Below are 24,836 nucleotides of genomic sequence, written 5' to 3' on the forward strand. Positions count from 1 at the left end.
CAACTTCAAAATGAGATGAGAAAACCGGTTGTTGCCCGAAACAAAGGATGATCGATCCGGCTTCAAACAAACACTGGAGAGTTCGGGTTTTCTGGAAAAGCATAGAAATTTAACAACAATCGTTGTCGATTTCGCCGCATTTCCACTCGCGCCGGCACATTGCAGACGCGAGCGAATTGCTGTTTCGCGTTATCCCCGTTGCTTCGCGAGAGACGCTCCGATGAAATCGCGGAAGAGAGGATGCGGTTTCAGCGGAGAAGACTTGAACTCTGGGTGATATTGGACAGCCACAAACCACGGATGGTTCGGAATCTCAACAACTTCCACCAGATTTCCACTGGGGCTGGTCCCCGCCGGGATCATTCCTGCTTGAACGAGTCGATCGCGGTATTGAGGATTGAACTCGTAGCGGTGGCGGTGTCGTTCCGAAATTTCTGTCGTTCCGTACGCCTTTGCGGAGTGAGACCCTTCTTGAAGGATCGCAGGCTGCGCGCCCAAACGCATCGTTCCTCCCTTGTCTGTGACCGTCTTCTGTTCTTCCAGAAGGCAAATCACAGGGTCTGGAGTGTCCTGAGCAAATTCGGTGCTGTTGGCATCTTTGCAGCCGAGGACGTTTCGTGAGTATTCGATGACCGCGCACTGCATGCCCAGACAGATTCCGAAGAACGGAATTTTGCGTTCGCGAGCGTATTGAATCGCCTTGATTTTTCCTTCTACTCCGCGGTAGCCGAAGCCGCCTGGAATGAGAATTCCGTGCAGATTTCCGAGCAACTGATCGAGATCACCATGCTCGCAGTCTTCTGCCTCGATACGCTTGATCAGAACGCGGGATTTATGGTTAAAGCCGGCGTGAGTGAGTGACTCATAGATCGATTTGTAGGCGTCGCGGTGTTCGATGTACTTACCCACGACACCGATGGTGACTTCGTGCTGAGGGTTGCGAATATCGTTCAGAAGCCCGTACCAGTCGTCGAGATTCAACTCCCCTTTCGGAAGGTTCAATCGATCGCAGATCAGTTTATCGAGATTGTGCTCAGCGAGTCCTGCTGGAACCTCGTAAATGGAGAACTCTTTGTCGTTCTCTTCGATGACCGCGTCTTTTTCAACGTTGCAGAACAGGGCAATCTTCTCGGCGTTCTCCCGTCCGAGAGGTCGTTCTGTACGAACGATCAGGACGTCAGGCTGAATTCCGATGGTTCGGAGCTGCCCGACGCTGTACTGCGTTGGTTTGGTTTTCGCTTCGCGAGCAGCTTTGAGGTAAGGAACCAGTGTCAGGTGGATAAAGAGACAGTTCTGTTTGCCGACGTCCAATGGAACCTGTCGAATCGCTTCCAGAAACGGAAGACCTTCGATGTCGCCGACGGTGCCGCCGAGTTCGGTAATGACGACGTCAACATCCGGCCCACCAAGCTGGAGAATGCGGGACTTGATTTCATCTGTGATATGAGGGATGACCTGAACTGTGGCACCCAGATACTCTCCGCGACGTTCCTTTTCGATCACCGATCGATAGATGCGTCCTGTGGTGAAGTTGGAGAGCGATGACAGGGGACCCGTTGTGAACCGCTCGTAGTGCCCGAGATCGAGGTCTGTCTCGGAACCATCGTCCAGAACATAGACTTCCCCATGCTGATAGGGGCTCATTGTCCCTGGATCGATATTGATATAGGGATCCATCTTCTGCATCCGGACTCGCAGACCACGGCGCTCCAGCAGCATTCCAATCGAAGCCGATGTCAGCCCTTTGCCCAGCGAACTTACAACACCACCGGTGACGAAGATGTATTTCGTCATCTCAAATCCTGTCCTGTCAAAATGGACAGCCCCCGACCGCCTGCCGGGGGCTGAAGTTTCATTCGTGATCTCTGTACAGTCGTCAGGATGGAAGCTGATTAAGACGACCGCGATTTCTGACGTTCCAGGAACGCAGCATAATCGGCAGCGGTATCAATTCCAACGGACTGGTGAGAGACGACCTTCACAAGAATTGATGCTCCTGCTTCCAACGCCCGAAGTTGTTCCAGATTCTCCATTTGTTCCAGTTTTGATCGAGGCATCTTCGTGATCGCCAACAGGAAGCCTGGCTGGTATGCGTAAATCCCTAAGTGTAGAAGCCACGGGCTCTTTTGGAGATGCGCCGTTTCCGCATCCTGATCGAAAAAGTCTTCGGGGCTTCCGTCTCTTAAGAATGGGATTGGATGTCGGCTAAAATACAATGCCCGCTGATCTGCCGCACAGACAACTTTCACGCAACTGGTGTCCAACAGGACCGCCATGGATGTGATGGGAGTCGCGAGCGTCCCCATTTCTACTTCCGGGCGATCCAACATCGATTGAATCAATGTATCGATGACTGTTGGGTCTAATTCTGGTTCGTCGCCTTGAATATTCACGACAAGCGTTGCATTCGGGCATTCCCGTCGCACTACTTCTGCGATGCGGTCACCGCCGCTGGGATGATCGCCCGTCATCGCGACTTTTGCACCGAATCCGCGGGCAACTTCAGCGATTTCCTCGCTGTCTGTGGCGATCAGGACTTCATTTAACAGCTTCGATCGGCTCGCCGCTTCCCATGAATACTGAAGCAGCGGCTTTCCGGAGTCCTTTAAGAGCATTTTTCGCGGCAATCGTGAGGATTGCAGGCGAGCCGGAATGATTCCAACGACCTGTGGTTGATTGGGTGAACTCTGAGCGTCAGTCATGGCATCCGTTCCGGCGAAATCTCAAATTGATCGTTCTCGATCGTTTGAAGTGATTAGGGGCGTTGAGTGCAGAACTCGCCATGTTCCGTCGTGAGCAGCGAAGTCTCGATGCCGGTCCAGTTATGTGGACTGGATTCGGAGACTTCTTCTCTCAGGACGAGGTGCTGACCAGTTCTGCGGTTCACACTGAGAATTACGCCTTACGAACACCAATTGTCAACAACAAGTTCGCCCACAATGCTTGGTCACCAGTTTGAATGGTCAAAATGTGGTCTCTGCCAGAGACAGCCTCATAGAAATCCCATTTCTGGATCGGTTCAAGTTCGACGTCCAGCTCGTTCTCTTTGAGGATCTCCCGGAACTCATTCCAGATGGGTGGCTCGCCAGACTCCGCGTACGGGTCGTCCGCGGGAATTCCCATTGTATTGGCTGCTTCGATGGGAACAGCAGAAAGCAGCGCGCGTAAGACCTGGGTACAGCTGACCAGTCCGGGAGAGAGATTCAGTGAAACGAGTTCTGCGTTTGGACCAAGTGTGTTGTAAGCAGGGTAGTTTCCATCAGCGATCAGGATTTTTGAATGGTGGCCAGCCCGAGCGATGATCTGATTGATTTCAGGATGAATGAGCGTTTGTTTCAGCATGGCAATTTGACCCGACTTTGCAGGAGAGCTCTCTTCTCGTTGGGAACTGAAGTTCTGAACAGCGTATCGATCAACAGAGTATTGAGTCCAGACAACCAACAGTGAGAACCCGTTCTGCCAGAGTGTGAGTTACTTCAGGGGAGCTCATTCATGAACTCCCGCCCGGGACTTGAAGAGGTTTCAAACTCGAGTTCGGCAGATTCTGCGGCACGTTTTCCGGGGATTTTCTGAGTGGTCTTATCACGAATCTTTGCAAGAGTTCTTTGAAAAGCTCCAACATTTTCAAAGTTGACATCATGGGCCGAAAAATCTCTCCAAGTCAGAACAGGCGGAGGAGCTTTCCTGAGTCGCGCGATGCGTAAGTCTCAAAAATATGCAGGTGGGAAATCCGGGGACTCGCCAGCTAGGAGCGAGTCTCATCACCTCACCTGACGATCTAAATCGGGCGCAGGGTGGCGGTTCGCGTTTGGCGACATCCTGAAACAGAAGTGAGAACCATCGACCGAGTCGAGGGCAGGCTGTGACATACGTTCGATTTGATCCAAAATCACGGCAGAGCCGGGGCTTCTTTGAGATGAAAGATCCCTGGGGGCATGGACTGTCCCTTTGGGTGGTCGCTCTCCTGTTGTTCCTTGCGCCGGTTTCGATCTACTCGCTCCGAAACCTTCGCATGGATAATTCGGTCGAGTCATGGCTCCCGAAAGACAATGCCAGTGCCCTCGAATACGCCTGGACACGATCTCACTTTCCAACACAGGAAATCCTCTACCTGACATGGGAGGGGAGCACGCTGGATGACCCACGACTGCCGGTCCTGCTAGGCAATCTTCATGGGAAGATCGACGAAGACGGCATTCGACGAGGTGGCCTCCCATTCGTAGAGTCCGCGATTGATGCTCGTGGTCTCCTCGCCAGAATGGAAGAATTCGGCGTTGATCAGACCGAAGCGTTCCGTCGACTGTCCGGCACAATGATCGGGCACGGCTGGTTAAAGGTTCGCCTCACTGAAAAAGGGGCAGCCAATCCGGGGATTATCCGTGATCGACTCATTGCATCGGCCGCTGATGAGTTCAATATTTCTTTGGAGTCGCACGAGGTGGTCGCGCCTTGGACTCCAGCCAAGTCTCAGGTCGCCAATTTCGAAAAAGCACTCGGTCAGTTCGCCAATGTCGAAGCGGACGCGCCACCAGTCTCAATCGAATTTCAGCCACATGACTTCCAGCTGAGCTGGGAAGGGATCTCGAACCAGCCAGAAGTCGCTCAAAAATTTGTTGAATGGGTGAAGAAGCAGAAGGGGCTCTTCGGATCAGACCTGATCGAAGATTGTTATCTGGAGGTCGGATCACCCGTCGCTGTGGCGATTGGTCTTTCGGAAGCGGGGCTGGCTGAGAAAGAGAAGGCACTGGCAGCGATTCGGGATGCGGCCAGCAACTCATTCATTCCGACTGGCGATGTCGTGCTGGCTGGGGGAGTCGTCACCAGTGCAGAACTCAATCGAGGCGTCGCACGCGCCGCTTGGAATCCGGATGGAAAATCTCCTTGGGGGCCCTCGTTGATGGGGCTCTCCGGATTGATCGGAATCATCTTTGCGCTCGTGTCGCTCAAGAGTATTCGACTCGGCCTGCTGGTCGTGGGAGTCTCGTATTACTCGGCATTGTTGGGGATGTCGTTCGTCCCGATGACTGGAACGAACATGAATATGGTTCTTGTGGTGATGCCGACACTGCTGATGGTGTTGTCACTCTCCGGAGCAATTCATGTCGCCAACTACTGGAAACACGCAGCCTGGGAAGATCCGGAAACTGCTGTCTCGAAAGCGACTCGCATGGCATTCGAGCCGTGTCTCCTCTCTGGATTGACGACAGCGATCGGATTGATTTCGCTCGCCACAAGCCAATTGACGCCCGTTCGCGAATTCGGAATCTATGCAGCGATCGGGACGCTGATTTCCATGGGGATGACGCTCTATGGTCTTCCTTCGCTGCTACAGCTGATTCCTCAGAGGCCTTCTCGAGACATCGAGTCGAACAGCAAGTTCTGGAACAATTATAGCAATTTCCTCTGCCGTCACTGGAAGAGTTCACTCAGCTTCACAGTTGTCCTGTGTATTGTCTGTACATTTGGTTTGATGCACTTCGACGTTGAAACCAAGGTGATTCGCTACTTCCCGGATCAGAGCAAATTGGTCAAGGACGTGAAGCGGATTGAAGATTCACTCGGTGGAACATGCCCGATCGAAATTCTGGTCCGATTCGATGAGTCTGCTCAGGATTCCACACGCTTCCTGCAACGCGTGGAAATGGTTCGTCAGATTGAAGAGAAGATCCGCCAGCATGCTGCCGTGAGCGGAGCACTCTCTCTGGCAGACTTCCTTCCGGAACGTGCCTCTCCGGCGGAAACAGATTCTTCGCGAGAAATTGCGGCCTACAACCGACGTTCACATGAGTCGGAAAAGAGGGTCAAAGCGGAAGACAGCAGTGCTCGCAATCTTCTGGCCATGAGCGACACCGGCCCATTTGCAGCGAATGCCCTGACCAAGGGTGAGGACGAACTCTGGCGCATCAACGCCCAGTGTTCGATTATCAACGATCTCGACTACAACACGCTCTCTGCAGATCTGCACGCGGCGGTAAACAGTGTGATCGCGGATAAAGAGGGAGTGGACCATTTTATCACCGGGACAGTGCCACTCTTCCTGCAAACACAGCACGCTGTCCTCAACAGCCTGATCTGGAGCTTTGTTCTCGCATTCGGGATGATCAGCATCATCATGATGTGGGTACTGCGAGATCCGCTCGCGGGGCTGATCAGCATGTTGCCGAATCTCCTTCCGGTGACGATGGTCTTCGGTCTGGTGTCGTGGTTTGGACAACGCATCGATATCGGAACAATGGTGACGGCCTCCGTCGCATTAGGAATCTCTGTTGATGGAACGCTCCATTTACTGACGTGGTTCCAGAACGGAATTCGACAGGGGCTGACACGTCAGCAGTCGATTAACAAGGCACTCGCACATTGTGCCCCTGCAATGTGGCAGACAAGTGCGGCCGTTGGATTCGGCTTGGTAGTCCTTGTCTTTGCTGATCTGCTCCTGATCAGCCGGTTTGGATCGTTGATGGCAGTGCTGGTATTTGCAGCGTTCATGGCAGATATCGTGATGCTTCCAGCCTTGCTGATGGGATCTCTTGGGAAACTGATTGAGCGAGGGATTCACCGCCGGGGAGAGGTCGTGAAGGCCAAAGAAGAACTCGCTCCACTCCCGATTCCTGCACATCATTTACAGCTTGGCAGCCCGGTCGTCGACGAATCCAGATTCGTTGGCTAAGGCTACTTGGAGAGATCTGCAGCTCTCAGAAAGAGACTACGCGAGCACGTTACTGATTCGGGCGACGTGCTCGTTTGTTTTGTAACTTCTGAGTATTAAATTTCTTGCGTCGATTTTGTGGAATTGCTTGGCGGTTTGATGAGCAGTCTGAACGCGGCTGATTCGGCGTGAAATGCCGATGGAAAATAAAATTTGGTCAGAAGAAAAGACTTCAAATAATTCCAATTGACGAAAAACTCCATACTTGCGAGATTCCGCAAACCTCAAAGAAACAAGTGTGTTTCAAGAGCCTGAAAAAAATATTCCCTGAAGTGGCTGGGCGTAAGCCTCGATCGATCCGGAGCAACGGATGGCACCGGCCTGAACGGAATCGCAAAGGAGTGCAGCACCGTGATGAAGTACAGTCTGTTGGCAGTTGCTCTGGCGACTGTTGGTTTTTTCGTGACAACCCAGCCAGTCGTCGCTCAGGAAGCAGCTCCACAGCCGCACCAAATCGGGCTGATCGACATGGCCCACATCTTCAAGAACTACGAAAAGTTCAAAGATCAGACTTCCGGGCTGCAGAAACTTGCTGAAGAAGCTGAAGCCAAAGCTCAGGCAATGATGGAAGAAGGCAAGAGCGGCCAGGCGAAACTCGCTCAGCTGGCTCCAGGAAGTGCTGAATACACTCAGGTTGAAAACAGCCTGATCAAGCTGAAGACCGAACTGGAAACTTTCCGCCAGGTTGAGCAGCAGAAGATCGTTCGCCAGCAGGCAGAAGTTTACAAGACGATCTACCTCGAAGTTCAGGACGTGGTTGACCGTTACGCCACTCACTACAAGTACACACTGGTGATGCGTTTCAACCGAGCAGAAGTTGGAGCAGCTGGTGATCCTCAAGCTGTGATTCAAAATATGAATCGTCAGGTTGTCTTCCATCAGCAGAAGGATGACATCACAGATCCGATTCTGAAATTCCTGAACGACAACTACAAGAAGACCGCAGCGAAGTAATTTGAACGATTTCGCTAAGCGTTTTGAATTCCCCCCCCATTTTCAAGATGCTTGCTGAGATCGAATTTGAAAAGAGGCCGCATTTTCGCAATGCGGCCTCTTTTTTTTGATCCGGGAAAAAGACCGGTCCGTTTGAATTGGAGTCTACTCACCCACATGTCGCGTATTAGAATAGTGCGTAGATGAATAGTTCGATCACTCTCACCGATTCACGAGTCTGAGGACCAATGTTTCCAATTTTTGACCCCATGTATTTCGTCTTCCTGGCACCGGCAATGTTGCTGATGTTCTGGGCTCAGATGCGAATTAAGTCTGCATATGCAGAGGGGATGCAGATTCCAACGTCACTGACCGGGGCTCAGGCCGCACGGAAGATTCTCGATGATGCAGGTTTAAACAACGTTGCAGTGGAAGAGACCGGGGGGACTCTGTCCGACCACTACGACCCCACGGAAAAAGTTTTGCGGCTGAGCACCGACGTCTATCGGAGCCGGTCCGCAGCAGCAGTCGGAATTGCGGCGCATGAGGCTGGGCACGCACTTCAGGATGCTCACAACTACGGTCCACTGGTGATTCGAAACATGGCCGTTCCTGCGGCTCAGTTCGGTCCGATGTGGTTTATGGGCTTCTTGATCCTCGGCATGTTGCTTCCGATGTTTTCGCAAGAAATGGCGAAAGCGGGTTGGGGGCAGACGTTCCTGTGGATCGCAGTCGGTGGATTTGCAGCGACGGCGGTTTTCCAAATCATCAACTTGCCCGTCGAATTCGATGCGAGCAATCGCGCGAAGCGTCTGCTGCTTGAACACGGGATGGTTGATCAAGATGGGAGTAGCGCTGTAGCGAATGTTCTCAACGCTGCTGCCTGGACCTATGTGGCAGGCACGCTGCAAGCGATTCTGACCGTTGTCTATTACGTCATTCAGCTTGGTCTGCTTCGCGACTCCAATCGCGATTAGTGGCTGGCGGAGAGCGTGGACGCCAATTTCGCCCGCGACTCTTCCAAATGAGATCTGCTCCCTGACCAGAGGGGCAGCGGCAAAAAAAGAAGGAGTGACAGGCAATTGCTTGTCACTCCTTCTTTCAGTTAATTCCCATCAGATCTGGACGTCCAACGCTCGAATCGTCCGGGTTAATTTGCTGCGTCGGACCGATAAGCCGCTGCAAAGTTGACAGATTCTTCTTTGCGGTTCGGGCTATCAGTTGGACCAAGCGGTTCGTCGGATGGCAGCAGCTGGGCGATATCGACTCGGTTCTCATCGCCTCCAAAAGCAGTCAGGTATCCAAGAATTTCCTGATACTGGCCGTAGATTCGCATGGAATCAAAGCGAGTGATAAAACGAGTGCGGTCACGACTGTTCAGACGTGTCCAGGCGACAATCGCTTTGTCGATCGCTCCCAGAAGGACGAGTGCGTGAGCGCTCTTCAGTTTCAGTTGTGAGAGCAGCGGAATGTCGGGATCAGTCCCATCCAACGCAAACGGAAGATCGATGAGTCCTCCTGATTGATTCTGGATGTCGTCTCCTCCAAACGGGCTCTCACTATTTTCAATTTCGTTCGCGGTGTTGATTGCCCGTTCAATTTTTGTCCCGAGATCTGCCTTGTCCGGGTTGTGCGTGACCCGTCGTCGCCACCGATCGCAATAAGCGAGCAACGACGTGAGATGCGCACGGGTGGGATCATCGAATCCGCCTCGATCCGACAGTTCATCGTTCGCTAAAAGTTCGGTTCGCATGGTAAACAGCGGCGTCAGGGCTGCTGCGATGTGAAGATTTCGCAGTGTCACAATGGCTCTGCGAAACTGTTCTTTGGCGGGGGCACCAATCGGCATTGCTTCTCCTGCTTGGTAGGTAGATCGGGCGTTTCAAACCCGTGTTGTTAATGGAGCCACTTCCTCCACTCGCTGATCAATCTGCTTGCGTAACTGTTTTGCAAGTTGCGCTTCAGAGCCTTCTGCTTGTTCCAACTTCTGGAGTTCATCATCGAGGAACATGCCGCGGATCGCATCAAGTGTTGCCACACGTCCTTCTGACTGGCGCAATTCAAGTAGCTCACCTGCTTCATCCAACTCTCGGGGAAAGGGTGCATTTGGAACTGCTGCGCTCCTTTCCGAAGGGCCTCGGTCTTGTGATGAGATTCTGCGCCGGATGTGCCGCGAGGCCCGTAACATTCCGATTCCCCAGATCAGCACTGCACCACCCAGGCCACCGGTGGCGAATACGCCGCTCACCACTCCTGTTAGCTGCAGTAAAGCCAACGAGTCTCGAATCCATGAATCTGGCAATTGCGGCCAATGGATCGATTTGAGAGGCCCATGCGGCTGATTCTTTAACTCTGGCGGAGCAGGCGCGAGGAAGTCGCTTGTGGTCGGCTCTTCGATTTTCGGGGCGATTGTGCCAGTGGAAGGCGAGCTCAGGCGCTCCATTGATTGGCGAAGGGAATGCAGGCGTTGAAGGAAGTCTGCCGGTGTTGTGTAGCCGGCAAACCGCTGAGTTCCGAGAACGAAAGTTGGAACCGAGGTAATCAGCTCAGCCTGAGCCTGATCAGCCGACCGATCGATGTTGCGAACTTCAATTCGATACAGCGACTTCAGCGTCGTCATCAACTCGAAATTCGAGAGGACCTCAGCTTCGAAACGCCGGCAGGGCTCGCACCACTCCGCTGTCCAGATCACGAGGGTCTGCTGTGGCACAGGAGGCGATTGTTCGTGATTGATTCGCTCCGAGTGATCGAGAAACCGACCCCGCAACTCGTCTCGGAGCGTCTCAACCGTCAGACCGTAATATCGGTTCAATCGCTCTGGAATCGAAGAGCGGGACGCTTGGAACTCAATGAGCTGACTGGGTGTCCCTCGTTTGAGCAGAACTTCAACGATCGAGAATCCGATGGCAGCGAGATGTTGTTGATCGACAAGGCAGGCTGGTGGATCGGCACATTCCAGCCACTGCTGATTCACAATCGAGAGTGAAGTCCTTTTTGAGATGGCCCTGAGATGTTCCTGAGCAGATCGCGATTCGAAAAGTGCTGCGCTCCCCTCATCGAGCCATGGTAAGACAGGGCTTCGAATGATTGACGCTCTGACCATCCGATCGACTTCTCGCGGAATCACGTTCTCAAGAATCTCTCGTCGATTGCCACAGACGATCAGTTGCCAATCAAAAACCTCGTTCTCCTGAAAGCGGAAATGAGCACGACCACACGCTGGTTGTGGCCCCTTATAGATCTCTATGGAGCAAGGGACTCCCCAACGACCAGGAAGCTCTCGCGAGGTCCAGAATAGCGCAGAACGACTGCGCGACCGCTCTGCAAATGTCTCAATCGTCTGGTCGGACGACCTGAAATTCGCTGCTTCAGTCGCTGGTGACAAGGTGATGAGAGCGACGAGCAAAGGGCCGGCCGCAAAGCTCAAGCGAAACAACATTCCACACAACAGTGATTGGTTGTTCATTCGCACCTCTCTTGGCACGTTTGCGAACAGGAAGCAAAGGTGGCCACTCGCTGATAGCCGCCAATTCGAATCAGCTCTCTCAACAGGCGGGCAGGGTGATATCGAGATGGATTGGCGTGGTTCATTCGATTCAATCGCATCACCACCGCAGCGACCAGTTCCGAACAGAAAAGCTGTTCGAGATTTGCTCCCGGAAAAAATTTGGAATATTGAAAGACACGGGTCCCGGAGAGCAGGGCACCCCCTAGGTCGTAGCTCACGCCCGGTTCGATGAATTCATCGAGTAATAAACGAGTCAGAAGCTGACTTTCTGCAGGAGTCAGTCGCTGGAAATGTGTGAGTCGGTACACGTCGACTCGACCACCCATTTCCAGATAGTCTGATACTCTTTCCTCCGGCCAATGGGCCTGCGCTCCCTCGGTTGGAATGTTGCGAACCAGACAGGGTGTCGAGCAGAGGGTTGTCGACTCTGCCCAGATCATTTCTCCCCGCCAGCGACAGAGAATCGCGACGTGAGATGGGCCAAGTGACAGTTGCCAGGGCGGAAACAGGCTGGCAGTCCCCCACCGGATGATTCGTCCGGTCCAGTCGGTTCCGTGACAGGCAGCGATGTCGCCAGGTTGAAACTCAAACTGAGCCAGACACCTAGGGAACTTCTCGTGGCTCATCAGTGCAAATGACCTTTTTCGGACCTCCCACGAGAATGAGGGTAATGCGAATCACCTGAAGCTCTTCTCGTTAATACTGGCAACTCAACCGATGTTGGTCGCGCGCAAAGAGTCCGTTACTTGAATTCCCGGCCGAAAAGAGTCGCGATCGGTGCTTTTTTCGTCACATGAAGATCGCCCGTCCTATGGACAAAATTCGCGGATCGAATCGGATTGGCTCGATGCGAATAGATGACCGGCATCGGCTAAGAAATGCATGACGGACTGTCAACCACCAGCGGTTGACTCGCCGCATGAAAGCACAATTTTTATGGCCCAACTTCCACCATAAGGCTAGTGTACATTTTGAGATAAACAAAAAGATGCGGTGTGGACTTGCAGCGACGAAGCGTATTGGCAACAGTGCATAAACATCCAAGATTGCGATATGTTGCAATTCGTCGTCGTCGAATTCGATGACCACGAATTCACAGGTCGGGTATCTTCGTGGAGTTCGGATCGACACATGATGAGTGTCCGACTCGCGTCGACTCCCATAAAGAAGAGGGCAGGACGATGTCCAATACCACCCCAGACACGATTCAGGATCAGCCTCCTCACGAGTCGCTGCAGGACTTCGTTGTTCCCCATCCGGGTTCACCTCAAATGCCTCAGTGGGGGAGCGGTGAACTCCCGAAGGCGCCGATTCTCAGCTGGAGATCGCTTCCACTTTTGCTAGGACCGGGACTCGTCATGGGGGCGGCCGCGGTCGGCGGCGGGGAATGGTTGACCGGACCGCTTCTCTCAGCTCAATACGGGGGAGCACTTCTCTGGCTCGCAACGCTCAGCGTTCTCGGTCAGGTGATTTACAACATCGAAATCTGTCGGTACACGCTCTACACGGGCGAACCCATCTTCACTGGAAAGTTCCGAACTCTTCCCGGACCGCTGTTCTGGTTGGGATTGTACCTCGTGCTGGACATCGGTTCGTTCTTACCATATCTGGCCTCAAATGCAGCGATTCCTCTGGCCGCAATGTGGTTAGGGGACCGATTGCCGGACCCGAATAACGCGGCAGATCAGATTCTGCAAACCCGCTTGAGTATGGGGATTCTGCTGGCAGCGATGGCTCCGCTGGCATTCGGCGGCAAGGTTTATGACTCTTTGAAGTACCTCATGTCGGCCAAGCTGATTGTTGTGCTTGGGTTCCTTCTCTTTCTGGCGATTGGCTACTCGACATGGGAAACTTGGCGTGAAATCATCGTTGGATTCGTCAGCTTCGGAACATTGCCCTTCAAAGGTGAAGCCGAAGGGACTTCACAACTCATCAACGTTCCATTGGCCTGGTGGAACGGGACAGAGCTTCCGGTGCTGGAACTGTCGATGTTAGGTGTCGCCACCTCGATGGCAGCCATCGCAGGGAATGGTGGACTGACAAACGCCCCGATTAGCAACTACGCACGTGATCAGGGCTGGGGAATGGGGAAACTGGTCGGCGCGATTCCGAGCATCGTCGGCGGACAGTCGATCACTCTTTCACACGTCGGTAAGGTGTTTCCGGTCAACGAGGAATCCCTGAAACGCTGGAAGGGGTGGATGAGTGTTCTCAACCGCGATCAATTTTTCGTTTGGCTCCCCGCATGCTTCATGGGAATTGCACTGCCCAGCATGCTCTCGATCCAATTTCTGGAACGAGGAGTAAGTGTTGATGATAAGTGGCGCGCTGCGGCTCTGACTGCCGATGGTGTTGCCGCTGCGGTTGGAGGAAGCTGGACGACTCTATTCTGGAATCTCACGCTCTTCTGCGGGTTCCTTGTATTGATTACGTCCTGCATCACAACAATGGACGGGGCTCTGCGTCGCTGGGTCGACGTCGCCTGGACAAGCAGTCCTTTGGTCCGAAAGATGAATGTTGCTTGGATCGGCCGTTTCTACTTTGGCGCGTTGTGCCTCTATGGGGGAATCGGGCTCGTTTTACTGAACCTGGCCCAGCCGCAATCTCTGCTGCTTTACACCACGACGTTTTACAATTTCGCGCTGGGGATCAGTTGCTTCCATGTGATTGTGATTAATCACACGCTATTGCCTCGCGAAATTCGTCCAGGATGGGGAAAAACGGCGCTCCTGTTTCTCGCAGGACTGTTCTACACCGTTATCGCTGTGATCGCGACACTGCTTGCGTTCAATGTGATTGGATAAATACAACGGGGCTTGCGTCTTGCTGTGCGGTGCCACTTCGAAAAGCGAAGAGGCACCGCAGGGGAGACTGAATGGGGATTTCCGCTGTGGAGCGTCTTTTCCGCGGCCATCCGTCCCGATAAGTAGTGCACTGAACCGCTGCAGAATTGACGACGTTGGTAAGCGGTGCTTTACGTCGGCGCGCAAAAAAACGAGTGACCAGATCGCTGGTCACTCGTTTGTTAATGGAATTCAAATTCTCTTGAGGCAACTTCGATGAACTCACCACCGAAGATCGTCTGAAAATCCTGCAGCGATCATCGCAGTATTCCTACCGGATCATTGCCGCAGGTTGTTGCCATCAACCTGAGACTTGAGAATCAAGGCCTATTTATCAGCTCCGTGGCACTTCTTGTACTTCTTTCCGCTTCCGCAGGGGCACAAGTCGTTACGGCCGACTTTGTCGTCGAAATTCCGAATGGTCTGAACAGCTTGTGGTTCTTCACCGCTGTTGGTGGTTCCATCTTCGTTCGGACCGGATTCCCGGTATTCCTGAATCGCTGATCGTGCCTGTGCCTGCTGGGCAACGGCATTGGACCAGAGGTTCTCCAAAAACTCAGGGGAGCTTTCGGTTTCGAGTCGGAAGACTGCCGAAGTGGACTGCTCAGCGATGCGTTCCCACATCTGCTCGAACGCCTTCATCCCTTCCCTCTTGTATTCGACCTTCGGATCTTTCTGGGCGTAGCCAACAAGTCCGATTCCAGTGCGCAGGTGGTCCATGTAGTAGAGATGCTCTTTCCACGCGTGGTCGAGCATTTCGAGCAACAGGAATCGTTCCGCCTGACCCAACTCAGGGCGGTAAAGCTCGTCGACTTTGTTCAGGTGAACCTGAGCGGCCTGCTTGCTTGGCAACTTGACCAGTTCATTGACGTCGAGCGGAATCCGCATCTTCTCGCGAACAAGTGCGATAAAGGACTTCAAGGCTGGACTGTTTGAAACCGCATCGTCTCCACTGAACGCCTTCGCCGCGGCTTCTTCGACAGCGTCGAAGTCCAGCTTTGAAGGGTAATACGCTCGGCTTCGATCAAGAAGGATTTCAGCAAGCTGATTGCGTTCCTTCTCTTTGAAATCGTCTTCTGTCAGATTCGTCGCGAATCGCTCGTTTGCCCATTGAACCAGCCCGTCACGGTCGTGGTTTTGGCCGAAATACTTATTGATTCCGACAAGTACCGGGAAGCGGATCTCGCGTTCGTGATAACGCTCTCGGACACGAGACTGAACTTCCGGAATTGCGTAGGATGCGGTTTCGTACTTCTGAATTTCTTCCGGTGTCATCTCGACGCCGAAGTAATGTCGCAGCCAGCCGGAAAGCTGTTTCTGCCCAAAATCGTCAGCCAGAATGACATCCAATGGACTGAAGTCGTATCGCTGAATTGCTTCATTTGCTCGCTGTGACAGGTAGCGGGCGACATCGTCACGCTCAAACTCTCCCTCAGGGAGATCGCCGCGAGCAATCTTACGCAATTCACGATCGTTCAGATTCAGGCCAAAGTAACCGTTAGCCCAGTTTGCAAGTGTCTGCCAGTTCCATTCGCGGGGATCTGCATCCTTCGGCAGGGTTTCGTCCAATCGTTCTTCAATCAGGCCTTCCGCCTGATTCTGAGCTTCTCGGCTCAGGAACTCGACCATTTGGTCTTTGCTCATGTCGCGAACGTTTTGTCGGTCGACAACAATACCGAGTTCACGAGTTGCAAACGCAGCGGCGGTTTCGTCGCGATATTGTGGAGCCAGGAACTGAGATGCAAACTTCTCCACCTGTTTATTGAGCATCCCGAGAATCAGGTCACGGCAATTGACTCCGTCGAGGATTCTCTGGCGGTAGCTGTAAACTTCCTTGCGCTGGAAGTCCATCACTTCGTCGTATTCGAGGAGACTCTTGCGGGACTCGAAGTGACGTTCTTCGACTCGCTTTTGTGCTTTCTCGATTTGGCGGGAAACCATTGAGTGCTCAATCGCTTCGCCGTCTTTCATTCCCAGCCAGGTCAACATTGCTTTGACCTTTTCCCCAGCGAAGATGCGCATCAGGTCATCTTCGAGAGAAAGGAAGAAGCGGCTTGAACCAGGGTCTCCCTGACGACCAGATCGACCACGTAGCTGGAGGTCGATGCGGCGGGAATCGTGCCGTTCAGTTCCGATCACGTGAAGGCCGCCCAGTTCAGCGACTTTACGTCCATCGACTTTCATCCCTTCTCGCTGTGCAATCTCGTCAGCGAGTTCGTCCCATTCACGTTTTGGAACATCCAGACGATTGGCGTATTTGTTTTTAAGAGTTTCCCAGGCGAGATGTTCCGCATTTCCCCCGAGAATGATGTCGGTACCACGGCCAGCCATGTTTGTGGCGATCGTCACCGCATTCAGACGGCCAGCCTGTGCTACGAACTCAGCTTCACGCTCATGGTACTTCGCGTTGAGAACTGCATGTTTGATTCCCCGCTTTTCGAGCATTGAGGAAATTCGCTCGCTCTTCTCGATCGAAACAGTACCAACAAGAATCGGACGACCTGTCTTGTGGACGTCGTCGATTTCGTCAATCACCGCTTTCCACTTCTCGCCTTCAGTACGGTAAATGACGTCCTGATAATTGATACGTTTCATCGGACGGTTCGTCGGAACCGCGACCACGTCGAGTCCGTAAATCTTGTAGAACTCGTTTGCTTCGGTCATCGCTGTACCGGTCATTCCGCCCAGCTTTTTGTACAGCTTGAAGTAGTTCTGCAAAGTGATCGTGGCGAGGGTCTGCGAGACCTCCTTGATGCGAACTCCTTCTTTGGCTTCCACAGCCTGATGCAGTCCATCGCTCCACTGGCGACCGTGCATCTTTCGTCCGGTGTGTTCGTCAACGATGACGACTTCACCATTTTCTACGACGTAATTGACGTCGCGTTTGTAGAGGTGGTGAGCTTTGAGAGCATTGTCGAGCAGGTGAGGCCATTCCATGTTGCCTGCTGTGTAGAAACTGTCGACACCAACGAGCCGTTCCGCTTTGCGAATTCCGTCGTCTGTCAGGTGTGTCGTGTGTTCCTTTTCCTTCACTTCGAAGTCGACATCCCGCTGAAGCTGTCGAACGATTTTGTCGGCGCGAGGGTACTTGGTGATGTCGTCGTGTGCCGCACCGGAAATGATCAACGGGGTTCGGGCTTCGTCGATCAGAATGTTGTCGATTTCGTCGACAAGTGCAAAGTCGAGCGGTCCCTGTACCTGCAACGCAGCGCTGCGTTTCATGTTGTCGCGCAGGTAATCAAAGCCGAATTCGTTATTTGTTCCGTAGGTGATGTTCGCAGCGTATTCACGTTGGCGTTCATGAGGCTGCATATGGGACTGAATTGCTCCCATGGTCAGGCCAAGTCCCATGTGGAGAGGACCAACCCACTCCATATCGCGCTTCGCGAGGTAGTCGTTCACCGTCACGACGTGAACTTTTCCCTTAAGTGCGTTCAGATAAGCGGGCAGGGAAGCGACGAGGGTTTTTCCTTCCCCGGTCACCATTTCAGCGATTTTGCCCTGATTGAGGATGTAACCGCCGACCATCTGAACGTCGTAGTGACGCATGTGCAGGTAACGGACAGCTGATTCACGAACAGCAGCGAACGCTTCTGGAAGAACTTGATCGAGCGATTGCCCATCGGCAATTTTTGCCCGAAGTTTGTCTGTGACGCCTCTCAGTTCTCCTTCCGTCAGCTTCTGCATCTCCGGTTCGAGCTGATTGATTCGATCGAGGGTGCTCCCAGGGATCACTTTGGATGAGCCATCTTGCTCGCGGACGTAGCCGATCCGCCGAATTTCGCGATCATTGGATGAACCAAACAGTCCGCGAATTGTGCGTTCCATCAATGCGGTGAAGCCCGTGAAGATTTCACCGAGACGATCAAAGAAGTCCATGTCTTGAGTCCAGACGTTTTCGAAAGGGGCTCCCGACCAGCAAATTCCTTGGGAATTTCACTGATGCGGATGCACGCCATCCACTTAGAAACTCGGCACATCGCCAACAAACTGGTTTGGGAGAACCAGCCGCACCTGAGGGAAAGTCCCGTCATCCATGTTTTACGTGATTTTCCAGTCAGGTGGGAGAGTCGTCACAACCCGCCATACCGAAAAAGTTTATTTCCAGACTCAAAGATGGTCAATACGCCTCTGTTTCCGTTAGAGAGCCGAAATCTACGCGCGACGGAAGTTTCACAGGGTTGGAACGACACCTAGTGGCCGAGGCATTGCCTGCAAACTAGCCGGGTAAAGCGATTCGGCAGTGCGCTGAGAATCACGAAGACGATTCCTTGTTCCTGTCGGTGGCTGGTCTAAATTTGCGACCCAACGAGAAATGGCAGACTTAAAAATTAAAATTTCATAAACTTCTAAAAGAAGTCGCTTGATCTGGTTGATACCGAATTTGACAGATTTAAAATTTCTAGTTAGTCTCAAAAACATCCTTATCTGTTGCACTTCTGAATCTTTCCATCTTTTCTCGTTTTATACGTTTCCAGTGTTCTGTTTCCAGGTTGCCATAAAGCAGGAGATTCTCGAACCGAATCTGAGGAACGGGAATTGTTCCGGATGTTAAATCGATACACCGTTTAATCGCACCGTCCGGTTGTGGGTTGAGCAGTGTGGTCCGGGGAGATGGAGTAGGCTCTCATGAGACAAGCTGAGTTAAAGGTAATTACTGGGAAACAGGCCGGAGTTCTGATTCCACTCCCTGTGGGGAAGTTTCTCATTGGGCGCGAGGAAGATTGCCATCTTCGTCCAAACAGCGACACAGTGAGTCGGCATCATTGTGTCTTCACTGTCGACGACTACGAAGTGCGCTTGCGTGACCTCGGCAGTACCAACGGAACGATGGTGAATGGCGACCGCATCCGCGGTGGGGTGATGCTCAAGCCTGGTGATGTCATTGCCATCGGGAAGATCGAATTTGAGATTCAGATAACTGAATCCTCACTGGAGACGCTTTCCGAGTTCCAGATTGACTCCGAAACCAAGCATGACGTTCAGCCGGCTCCAGCTGAGCCAGTTGCTCCGATTGTCGTTGAGCCGGAATCGAGTTTCCAGATCCCTGCGGTCGGCAACCAGACATCACTTGATCTTCCGGTTGTGAGCCCCGTTCCAGCAGAGGCAAACGCGTTTAATGGTGGCGATACGGCATTTGCTGGGATGGCGAATGTCCCAGTGCAGCCGCAGCTTGGGTATCCTCCACAGATGGGCTACCCACCTCAAATGCCGCAGCAAATGATGCCCTATGGTTATCCTCAAATGGGGTATCCGCAGATGGGGTATCCACAGGTGGGCTATCCGCAAATGCCCGGCTATCCTCCACAGATGCCAATGGGTGTTCCTCAGCAGCCTCAGTACGCGCCACCGGCTCAGGTTGAGTTAGAGCCAGAGCCTTCAAATTCAGCTGTCGTTGCTCCTGTGAAATTGCCAGATCCTGAGACAACTGGAGCGAAGCCGCCAGCACCGAAGCCTGTTGCGGCTACTTCTGCTGACGGAAAAACTGCCGAGGCGAAGGCCAAGGAAGAAGCTCCAAAGATGGCCGACGATATTATCCAGCAGTATCTAAAGCGTCGCCCAGGTGGGAAGTGATTCCACTTGTGAGTCGCGGACAAATCCTGTCAGCGAGATGACTGGCGATTGCAGGCTTGTGTTACGCCTCGGAGATGGAGCATTCAGCTTCATTGAACGAGGCGTTTTGCTTGGCTCAACAACTTGATTCCTGTACATATCTGCGCTACTCTGCACGACTTGCATTCTCATCGTTCATCTGCTTGCAGCGTGGTATATGGTTGAATCTTCAGTCCTCGAAGACCGTCTTCAGTTTGCTCTCGCTGCCTCCGAAAGAGCCGAACAACTCGTCCTCAGCTATTACCTCGACACCTCTTTGGTGGTGGATCGCAAGTCTGATGAATCGCCGGTCACAGCGGCTGATCGAGGGGCCGAAGAACTGCTGCGAAACGAGATTCTGAGTGCCTATCCCAATGACGCTGTCATGGGGGAAGAGTTCGGCGAAACAGCCGGGACCAGCGGATTTCGATGGATTCTTGATCCGGTGGATGGGACCAAGTCTTTCATTCACGGCACGCCGCTCTTCGGAATGTTGATCGGGCTGCAGTACAAAGGGGAAAATCTGGCTGGGATCTGCAGGCTCCCAGCGGTGCGCGAGGTGATCTACGCCCGGAAGGGTGGGGGAGCCTGGTGGGTTCAAGGTGAGAATGCTGCCGTCCCTGCGCGAGTGACGTCAACTGCTTCTCCCAAAGAGGCACTCTTCTGTTACACCGCTGTTGAAGGGTTTCAGCAGATCGACCGCGTCGATGTCCTCACAACTTTCGGTGCGGGCACTCGACTTTCACGCGGTTGGGGCGATTGCTACGGGCACATGCTCGTCGCGACTGGACGCGCAGACTTTATGGTCGATCCGCTCCTCGCGGAGTGGGACGCTTCCGCACTGATCCCCATTATCGAAGAGGCCGGAGGAGTTTTTATGGACTGGACCGGTGCACAAAGCACAGCAGTGGGAGGCAACGGAATTTCAACCACTCCCGCCCTCAAAGAATACATCCTCAGCGTCATCAGTTGACCTGTGTGACAATCAACCAAAAAAATCACGTCGATAGCATCTGTCTGGGAAAAAACTGTGACTGACGAACATGAAGGATCTGCTCTCAACGATTTGGCCTGGGATCTTGTGCATCAACTCCTAGGTCAGTTGGAAGAGCTTCGAGTTGAGCAGGTCGAAGATTCGGGCCCTGGAGTAATCCTAGATTTTGGAGTGGAGGCCGCTGGAAGCCTTTCAGCGGGATTAGCACTCGCTGAGGTTTGCACATCCGGACTCGCTGAGTTCTCAATTTCGCCGGGGACTCTCGCGGGGATCGGCTGGCCATCGCTTGTCTGCCAGACAGACAATCCGGTCGAAGCCTGCTTGCTGAGCCAATATGCCGGTTGGAAACTCAGCACCAAAAAGTATTTTGCGATGGGCTCTGGCCCAATGCGAGCGGCGGCCAATCAGGAAGACCTGTTCAAAACACTTGAGTACAACGAGTCCAGCTACGGGGTCGTCGGAGTGCTCGAATCCAACCGCATTCCCGGTCCGGATGTCTTGAAACTCGTCGCAAAAACTTGCGGTGTCGCAGTTGATAAGGTCGCATTGCTCGTCGCTCCAACAGCCAGTCTGGCAGGGAGTATTCAGGTCGTTGCGCGTTGCGTTGAAACTGCAATGCACAAGTTGTTCGAGTTAGGGTTTGATGTCAATCGCGTCGAATCGGCAACAGGCTGGGCGCCAATTCCTCCTGTCGCTCTGGATGATCTCACTGCGATCGGAAGGACAAACGATGCCATCCTTTACGGCGGTCGTGTCACGCTTTGGGTGAACGGAGACGACGACGAGATCCAGGAGATTGGCCCGAAAATTCCATCCAGCGGGTCACCGGATTATGGTCGACCTTTCCTGGAACTGTTCGAAAAAGCAGGGAAGGATTTCTACAAGATGGATCCGCACTTGTTCAGCCCTGCGGAGATCGTTTTGCACAATGTCGAAACGGGACGTGTTCATCATTTCGGTGGTGTGAACGAAGAGGTGTTAAAAACGTCTTTTGGACTGTAGACTGGGATTTCGGGTGTCGGCTGTGTGCCTCGTCACAGCCGACATCTTGGGAAACTGGTGACCAATCAGTCTCATCTTGGGAGCAAAGACCTTGTCTGAGACGACGCTGCCTGTTGAAGAAAAACGATCGCTCTCGAAAGTCTGGGCAGCGGTTTGGCTGGTCTTCGGACTCTGGCTGCTCTACCGAGCCATTTTCGTCGGAGCAGGGGCCAGCTACGTGACCGTTCTGAATGGGCGCGAAGCAGGCGCCACCTTCAATGATTACATTGCAGGTGAAGCTGAGTTCAGCTTTGTGCGTTCGTTTGGGGTTTGGTGTTCCGCGTTTCTGACGCTTTGTGTCTTTTCATTTCTGTATCGCGACAACCCATTTTATAAGGTCGCAGAGGCGATCTTTGTCGGTGTCTCCGCTGCCTACTACATGGTTGTCAGCTACTGGATGGTCATCATTCCGAGCTTGTTTGCAAAGCTCTGGCCAGCCTGGATTCAATCCTGGGCTGTCCCCGGAATGTCTCCTGTCCGCGATGAATTGTGGTATCTGAATCTGATTCCCCTCATCCTCGGGGGAATGCTGCTCTGGAGGCTCTCACCCAAAGGAGCCTGGATCGCACGCTGGCCGCTGGCGTTCATCATCGGCTCAACTGCAGGGATTCGGCTCGTGGGGTTTCTGCAAGCTGACATCCTCAGTCAGGTGCACAATACCATCGAGCCTGTCATTGTGATGCAGAACGGGCAGTTCCAATTCTGGACAAGTGTCCAACACTTACTGGTCATCGTCTGTGTTCTCTCTGCCCTCGTGTACTTCTTCTTCTCGATCGAGCATACCGGCGTGGTCGGCAAAGTTTCTCGGGTGGGGATCTGGGTGCTGATGGTTACTTTCGGTGCCGCGTTCGGTTATACCGTCATGGGGCGAATCGCGTTGTTGGCAATCCGCTTCCAGTTCCTGTTCGACGATTGGCTCTGGCTGATCGATGCTTCTGGAACTCGATCCGCACTCTGATTCGAGAAGTCGGCGTTATTTCACGAGAGAGAATGCGTAGAGCATTTCTCTGGCGATCTGCTGGCAGCGTTCATCGTAGCGACTAGCTTCTTCGGGAGTGTCATCTGCGATTTTGGGATCGTCATAGCGAATCGCGATTCGTTTGCTGGCGCCGCGGACAATCGGGCATTTCTCGTCCGCATCAGAGCAGGTCATCACAGCGATGAAATCCGACTGGGGGTTCCGCGGATCATCGTACTTCTTCGAAAAGCAGACCTGTGCGGGAAATTCATCTGAGTAGGAAATTTCGTACCGCGGATTTTGGATACTCGCCTCAGATTGGACGCTAAACCCCACACGTTTGAGTGCGGCGATCGTTCTTGGATTGCATGCGGTTGCTTCTGTGCCTCCGGAGAATGTGGTGACATTCGCAATTCCGTAGTGGTTCGCAGCGACTGCACCCCAGATCTGACCAAAATGACTTCGCCTCGAATTGTGAGTGCAAATGAAGGTGATTTTGACGGGGGCTCCGGCCGAAACTCGGTCCTGAATCATCTCGGCGAAATGCTGCAGGATCTCACGTCGGTCTTGAGGAATCAGATCAAACTCGCGGACTCGGGCGTCCACATACTGCATGAGAGGTGCGGGCATTATTCGTTCAGTAATTGCTGAAGGGGATTCGGCGGAGAGGGAATGATTCGGGACCAAGCTTGGATGCAGGGCAAATGCTCCGAGCAAAACCGGAATGAATCGAACTGGTCGCATGGTCGCCTCATTGTAGATGGCATGGAGTATCGAAACGGTCTTCCGATTCGCTATTCTCCGATGCGTTCGATGAGTTTTTGAATTGTCTCTCAACCGGAAGTTGCGACTTCCTGCCGAATTGCAGCCGCCTTCTTGTAACGCATTAAGTTTATGGACCCAGTATCCCAGATTCAGCTGTCTGCTGCCACGAGGATGACTCATGATTTCAGTTGAAGACGCATGGGAGATCATTACCTCTCACGTGGTCGCTGGTCCGCTGAAGCAGGTTCCACTCGCGGAAGCGATTGGATTGGTGCTCGGGGAAGAGGTGGTTTCCTCGATTGATTCGCCTCCGTTTGCGAAATCGATGATGGACGGATTCGCCGTCCGTTCGCAAGATCTCCGTTCGTCTCAAGTGACGCTGAGATTGCAGGGAGAACGGTTTGCTGGCCAGGCTCACGACATCGTTGTTGAGCAGGGGACTGCGGTTCGAATTATGACTGGAGCCCCGATCCCTCCGGGGGCAGATGCCGTCATTCCCGTGGAGTGGACAGAGTACAACATTGCAGAGAATCTCGTTGAAATTTCGATGCGAAAGAGCGTTCGTCTCGGGATGAACATCATTTCACAGGGTGAGATGATGCGTTGTGGTGATGTTCTGATGGGGCGTGGGACTGAGATCCGTGCGCAGGAAATCGCGATACTGGCGGAGATTGGACACGCGTTTCCTGTCGTTCAAAAAGTTCCAACGGTCTCCATTCTCGCCACGGGGGATGAGCTCGTGGAGATCGAACAAGTCCCCGCATTCGGTCAAATTCGGAATTCAAACGCAGCGATGTTGGCTGCTCAGGTTGCTCAGGCAGGAGCTATTCCTCATGTTTTGGGGATTGCCAGAGATCAGCGTGACGATCTGCGGCTCAAAATTCAGGAAGGACTTCGATCCGATTTTCTAATCCTCTCTGGAGGAGTTTCCGCCGGGCTGGCGGACTTCGTTCCGTCCGAACTCCAGGCTGCTGGTGTTGTCGAACGCTTTCATAAAATCGCCATGAAACCGGGCAAACCTTTATGGTTCGGGACATGGAACGGAGCAGAGGAAATCGAGTCGTGCTTCGTCTTCGGGTTGCCGGGAAATCCTGTCAGCAGTATGGTTTGCTTCGAATTGTTCGTCAGTTTTGCATTGAATCGCTTTTTCGGAGGGCGTCTGTCAGCACCTTGTCTCCAAGAGGTGATCTTGGCACATCCAGTCACTCATCGCAGTGATCGGGAGACTTGGTTTCCTGCGAGAAGTTTCTGCGAGGAGGCGAGTCTCAAGGTCAAACTCACAGGCTGGAAAGGGTCTGCCGATCTTCGATCAACCATCGATGGAAACTGTAGCCTCAAGATTCCGGCAGGAGAGATCGACTGGAACGCGGGCCACCGGGTTCAGATACTCCAGTGGGGCAAACGGTGAGACAATTATCCGGTAGTCGATCAATGGATTGGATGTCGTCGAGCACGTAGTGCGAGAGGGCATGACTCGAGACGAATTCGCTCGTGTC

The 24,836-nt window shown here is 53.1% G+C and carries 17 protein-coding genes; 9 read left to right on the forward strand and 8 right to left on the reverse strand.

All coding sequences use genetic code 11. The features are described 5' to 3' along the window. Window positions 1-189: 189 nt before the first annotated feature. The 3 genes from SH668x_RS09490 to SH668x_RS09500 all read right to left on the reverse strand — a co-directional run bounded on the left by SH668x_RS09490 (window position 190) and on the right by SH668x_RS09500 (window position 3,342). Complete coding sequence (locus SH668x_RS09490; RefSeq protein ID WP_437188452.1) at window positions 190-1,794, reverse strand: CTP synthase; 1,605 nt, start codon at window positions 1,792-1,794, stop codon at window positions 190-192. A gap of 98 nt (window positions 1,795-1,892) precedes the next feature. Continuing rightward, the gene (gene kdsB / locus SH668x_RS09495) at window positions 1,893-2,702 is read right to left on the reverse strand and encodes a 3-deoxy-manno-octulosonate cytidylyltransferase (protein WP_437188453.1); all 810 of its coding nucleotides are present in this window, start codon (window positions 2,700-2,702) and stop codon (window positions 1,893-1,895) included. 193 nt (window positions 2,703-2,895) lie between these two features. Beyond that, window positions 2,896-3,342, reverse strand: a complete 447-nt coding sequence (locus SH668x_RS09500; RefSeq protein WP_437188454.1) for an RbsD/FucU family protein — start codon at window positions 3,340-3,342, stop codon at window positions 2,896-2,898. 574 nt (window positions 3,343-3,916) lie between these two features. Between SH668x_RS09500 and SH668x_RS09505 the strand changes: the two genes are divergently transcribed. The 3 genes from SH668x_RS09505 (at window position 3,917) to SH668x_RS09515 (ending at window position 8,616) form a co-directional block, all read left to right on the forward strand. Further along, the gene (locus tag SH668x_RS09505; RefSeq protein ID WP_437188455.1) at window positions 3,917-6,667 is read left to right on the forward strand and encodes an efflux RND transporter permease subunit; all 2,751 of its coding nucleotides are present in this window, start codon (window positions 3,917-3,919) and stop codon (window positions 6,665-6,667) included. Window positions 6,668-7,060: 393 nt separating this feature from the next. After that, on the forward strand, window positions 7,061-7,660 hold the full coding sequence (locus SH668x_RS09510) for an OmpH family outer membrane protein (RefSeq protein WP_437188528.1): 600 nt from the start codon (window positions 7,061-7,063) through the stop codon (window positions 7,658-7,660). 227 nt (window positions 7,661-7,887) lie between these two features. Beyond that, a complete protein-coding gene (locus SH668x_RS09515; RefSeq protein WP_437188456.1) occupies window positions 7,888-8,616 on the forward strand; it encodes a zinc metallopeptidase in 729 nt (242 codons plus the stop codon). 173 nt (window positions 8,617-8,789) lie between these two features. Here SH668x_RS09515 and SH668x_RS09520 read toward each other — a convergent pair whose 3' ends face one another. From SH668x_RS09520 to SH668x_RS09530, 3 genes are read right to left on the reverse strand one after another with little or no spacing between them, the layout of a single operon-like run. Continuing rightward, a complete protein-coding gene (locus SH668x_RS09520) occupies window positions 8,790-9,488 on the reverse strand; it encodes a hypothetical protein (protein WP_437188457.1) in 699 nt (232 codons plus the stop codon). Between the two features lie 33 nt (window positions 9,489-9,521). Continuing rightward, complete coding sequence (locus SH668x_RS09525; RefSeq protein ID WP_437188458.1) at window positions 9,522-11,105, reverse strand: thioredoxin family protein; 1,584 nt, start codon at window positions 11,103-11,105, stop codon at window positions 9,522-9,524. Then, window positions 11,102-11,773, reverse strand: coding sequence for a hypothetical protein (locus SH668x_RS09530; RefSeq protein WP_437188459.1), 672 nt, complete (start codon window positions 11,771-11,773; stop codon window positions 11,102-11,104). Before SH668x_RS09530 ends, SH668x_RS09525 begins: the two co-directional genes overlap by 4 nt. A 555-nt stretch (window positions 11,774-12,328) precedes the next feature. Here SH668x_RS09530 and SH668x_RS09535 point away from each other — a divergent pair. Further along, entirely contained in the window at window positions 12,329-13,951 is a 1,623-nt protein-coding gene (locus tag SH668x_RS09535) for an Nramp family divalent metal transporter (RefSeq protein ID WP_437188460.1), read from the forward strand. 366 nt (window positions 13,952-14,317) lie between these two features. Here the strand turns inward: SH668x_RS09535 and secA are convergent, their stop codons facing one another. Continuing rightward, window positions 14,318-17,869, reverse strand: coding sequence for a preprotein translocase subunit SecA (secA, locus tag SH668x_RS09540; RefSeq protein ID WP_437188461.1), 3,552 nt, complete (start codon window positions 17,867-17,869; stop codon window positions 14,318-14,320). Between the two features lie 750 nt (window positions 17,870-18,619). On the opposite strand from secA, the gene SH668x_RS09545 reads away from it, so the two are divergent. The 4 genes from SH668x_RS09545 to SH668x_RS09560 all read left to right on the forward strand — a co-directional run bounded on the left by SH668x_RS09545 (window position 18,620) and on the right by SH668x_RS09560 (window position 22,575). Beyond that, on the forward strand, window positions 18,620-19,564 hold the full coding sequence (locus SH668x_RS09545; RefSeq protein WP_437188462.1) for an FHA domain-containing protein: 945 nt from the start codon (window positions 18,620-18,622) through the stop codon (window positions 19,562-19,564). Between the two features lie 196 nt (window positions 19,565-19,760). Beyond that, entirely contained in the window at window positions 19,761-20,555 is a 795-nt protein-coding gene (locus SH668x_RS09550) for an inositol monophosphatase family protein (RefSeq protein ID WP_437188463.1), read from the forward strand. 57 nt (window positions 20,556-20,612) lie between these two features. Beyond that, complete coding sequence (gene mch / locus SH668x_RS09555) at window positions 20,613-21,578, forward strand: methenyltetrahydromethanopterin cyclohydrolase (protein ID WP_437188464.1); 966 nt, start codon at window positions 20,613-20,615, stop codon at window positions 21,576-21,578. Between the two features lie 91 nt (window positions 21,579-21,669). Further along, the gene (locus SH668x_RS09560; RefSeq protein ID WP_437188465.1) at window positions 21,670-22,575 is read left to right on the forward strand and encodes a hypothetical protein; all 906 of its coding nucleotides are present in this window, start codon (window positions 21,670-21,672) and stop codon (window positions 22,573-22,575) included. 15 nt (window positions 22,576-22,590) lie between these two features. Here the strand turns inward: SH668x_RS09560 and SH668x_RS09565 are convergent, their stop codons facing one another. Beyond that, window positions 22,591-23,205, reverse strand: a complete 615-nt coding sequence (locus tag SH668x_RS09565) for a low molecular weight phosphatase family protein (protein ID WP_437188466.1) — start codon at window positions 23,203-23,205, stop codon at window positions 22,591-22,593. A gap of 313 nt (window positions 23,206-23,518) precedes the next feature. Between SH668x_RS09565 and SH668x_RS09570 the strand changes: the two genes are divergently transcribed. Next, window positions 23,519-24,748: a molybdopterin molybdotransferase MoeA gene (locus SH668x_RS09570; protein WP_437188467.1), complete on the forward strand. Its 1,230-nt coding sequence runs from the start codon at window positions 23,519-23,521 to the stop codon at window positions 24,746-24,748. Window positions 24,749-24,836 lie beyond the last annotated feature (88 nt).

Origin of the sequence: Planctomicrobium mucosum (assembly GCF_051466335.1) — a bacterium.
Lineage (GTDB): Bacteria > Planctomycetota > Planctomycetia > Planctomycetales > Planctomycetaceae > Planctomicrobium.

Excerpts from the sequence above, each read along its gene's own strand:
- SH668x_RS09490 (WP_437188452.1), bottom strand. The coding sequence starts at position 1,794 with ATGACGAAATACATCTTCGTCACCGGTGGTGTTGTAAGTTCGCTGGGC.
- kdsB (WP_437188453.1), bottom strand. The coding sequence starts at position 2,702 with ATGACTGACGCTCAGAGTTCACCCAATCAACCACAGGTCGTTGGAATC.
- SH668x_RS09500 (WP_437188454.1), bottom strand. The coding sequence starts at position 3,342 with ATGCTGAAACAAACGCTCATTCATCCTGAAATCAATCAGATCATCGCT.
- SH668x_RS09505 (WP_437188455.1), top strand. The coding sequence starts at position 3,917 with ATGAAAGATCCCTGGGGGCATGGACTGTCCCTTTGGGTGGTCGCTCTC.
- SH668x_RS09510 (WP_437188528.1), top strand. The coding sequence starts at position 7,061 with ATGAAGTACAGTCTGTTGGCAGTTGCTCTGGCGACTGTTGGTTTTTTC.
- SH668x_RS09515 (WP_437188456.1), top strand. The coding sequence starts at position 7,888 with ATGTTTCCAATTTTTGACCCCATGTATTTCGTCTTCCTGGCACCGGCA.
- SH668x_RS09520 (WP_437188457.1), bottom strand. The coding sequence starts at position 9,488 with ATGCCGATTGGTGCCCCCGCCAAAGAACAGTTTCGCAGAGCCATTGTG.
- SH668x_RS09525 (WP_437188458.1), bottom strand. The coding sequence starts at position 11,105 with ATGAACAACCAATCACTGTTGTGTGGAATGTTGTTTCGCTTGAGCTTT.
- SH668x_RS09530 (WP_437188459.1), bottom strand. The coding sequence starts at position 11,773 with ATGAGCCACGAGAAGTTCCCTAGGTGTCTGGCTCAGTTTGAGTTTCAA.
- SH668x_RS09535 (WP_437188460.1), top strand. The coding sequence starts at position 12,329 with ATGTCCAATACCACCCCAGACACGATTCAGGATCAGCCTCCTCACGAG.
- secA (WP_437188461.1), bottom strand. The coding sequence starts at position 17,869 with ATGGACTTCTTTGATCGTCTCGGTGAAATCTTCACGGGCTTCACCGCA.
- SH668x_RS09545 (WP_437188462.1), top strand. The coding sequence starts at position 18,620 with ATGAGACAAGCTGAGTTAAAGGTAATTACTGGGAAACAGGCCGGAGTT.
- SH668x_RS09550 (WP_437188463.1), top strand. The coding sequence starts at position 19,761 with ATGGTTGAATCTTCAGTCCTCGAAGACCGTCTTCAGTTTGCTCTCGCT.
- SH668x_RS09565 (WP_437188466.1), bottom strand. The coding sequence starts at position 23,205 with ATGCCCGCACCTCTCATGCAGTATGTGGACGCCCGAGTCCGCGAGTTT.
- SH668x_RS09570 (WP_437188467.1), top strand. The coding sequence starts at position 23,519 with ATGATTTCAGTTGAAGACGCATGGGAGATCATTACCTCTCACGTGGTC.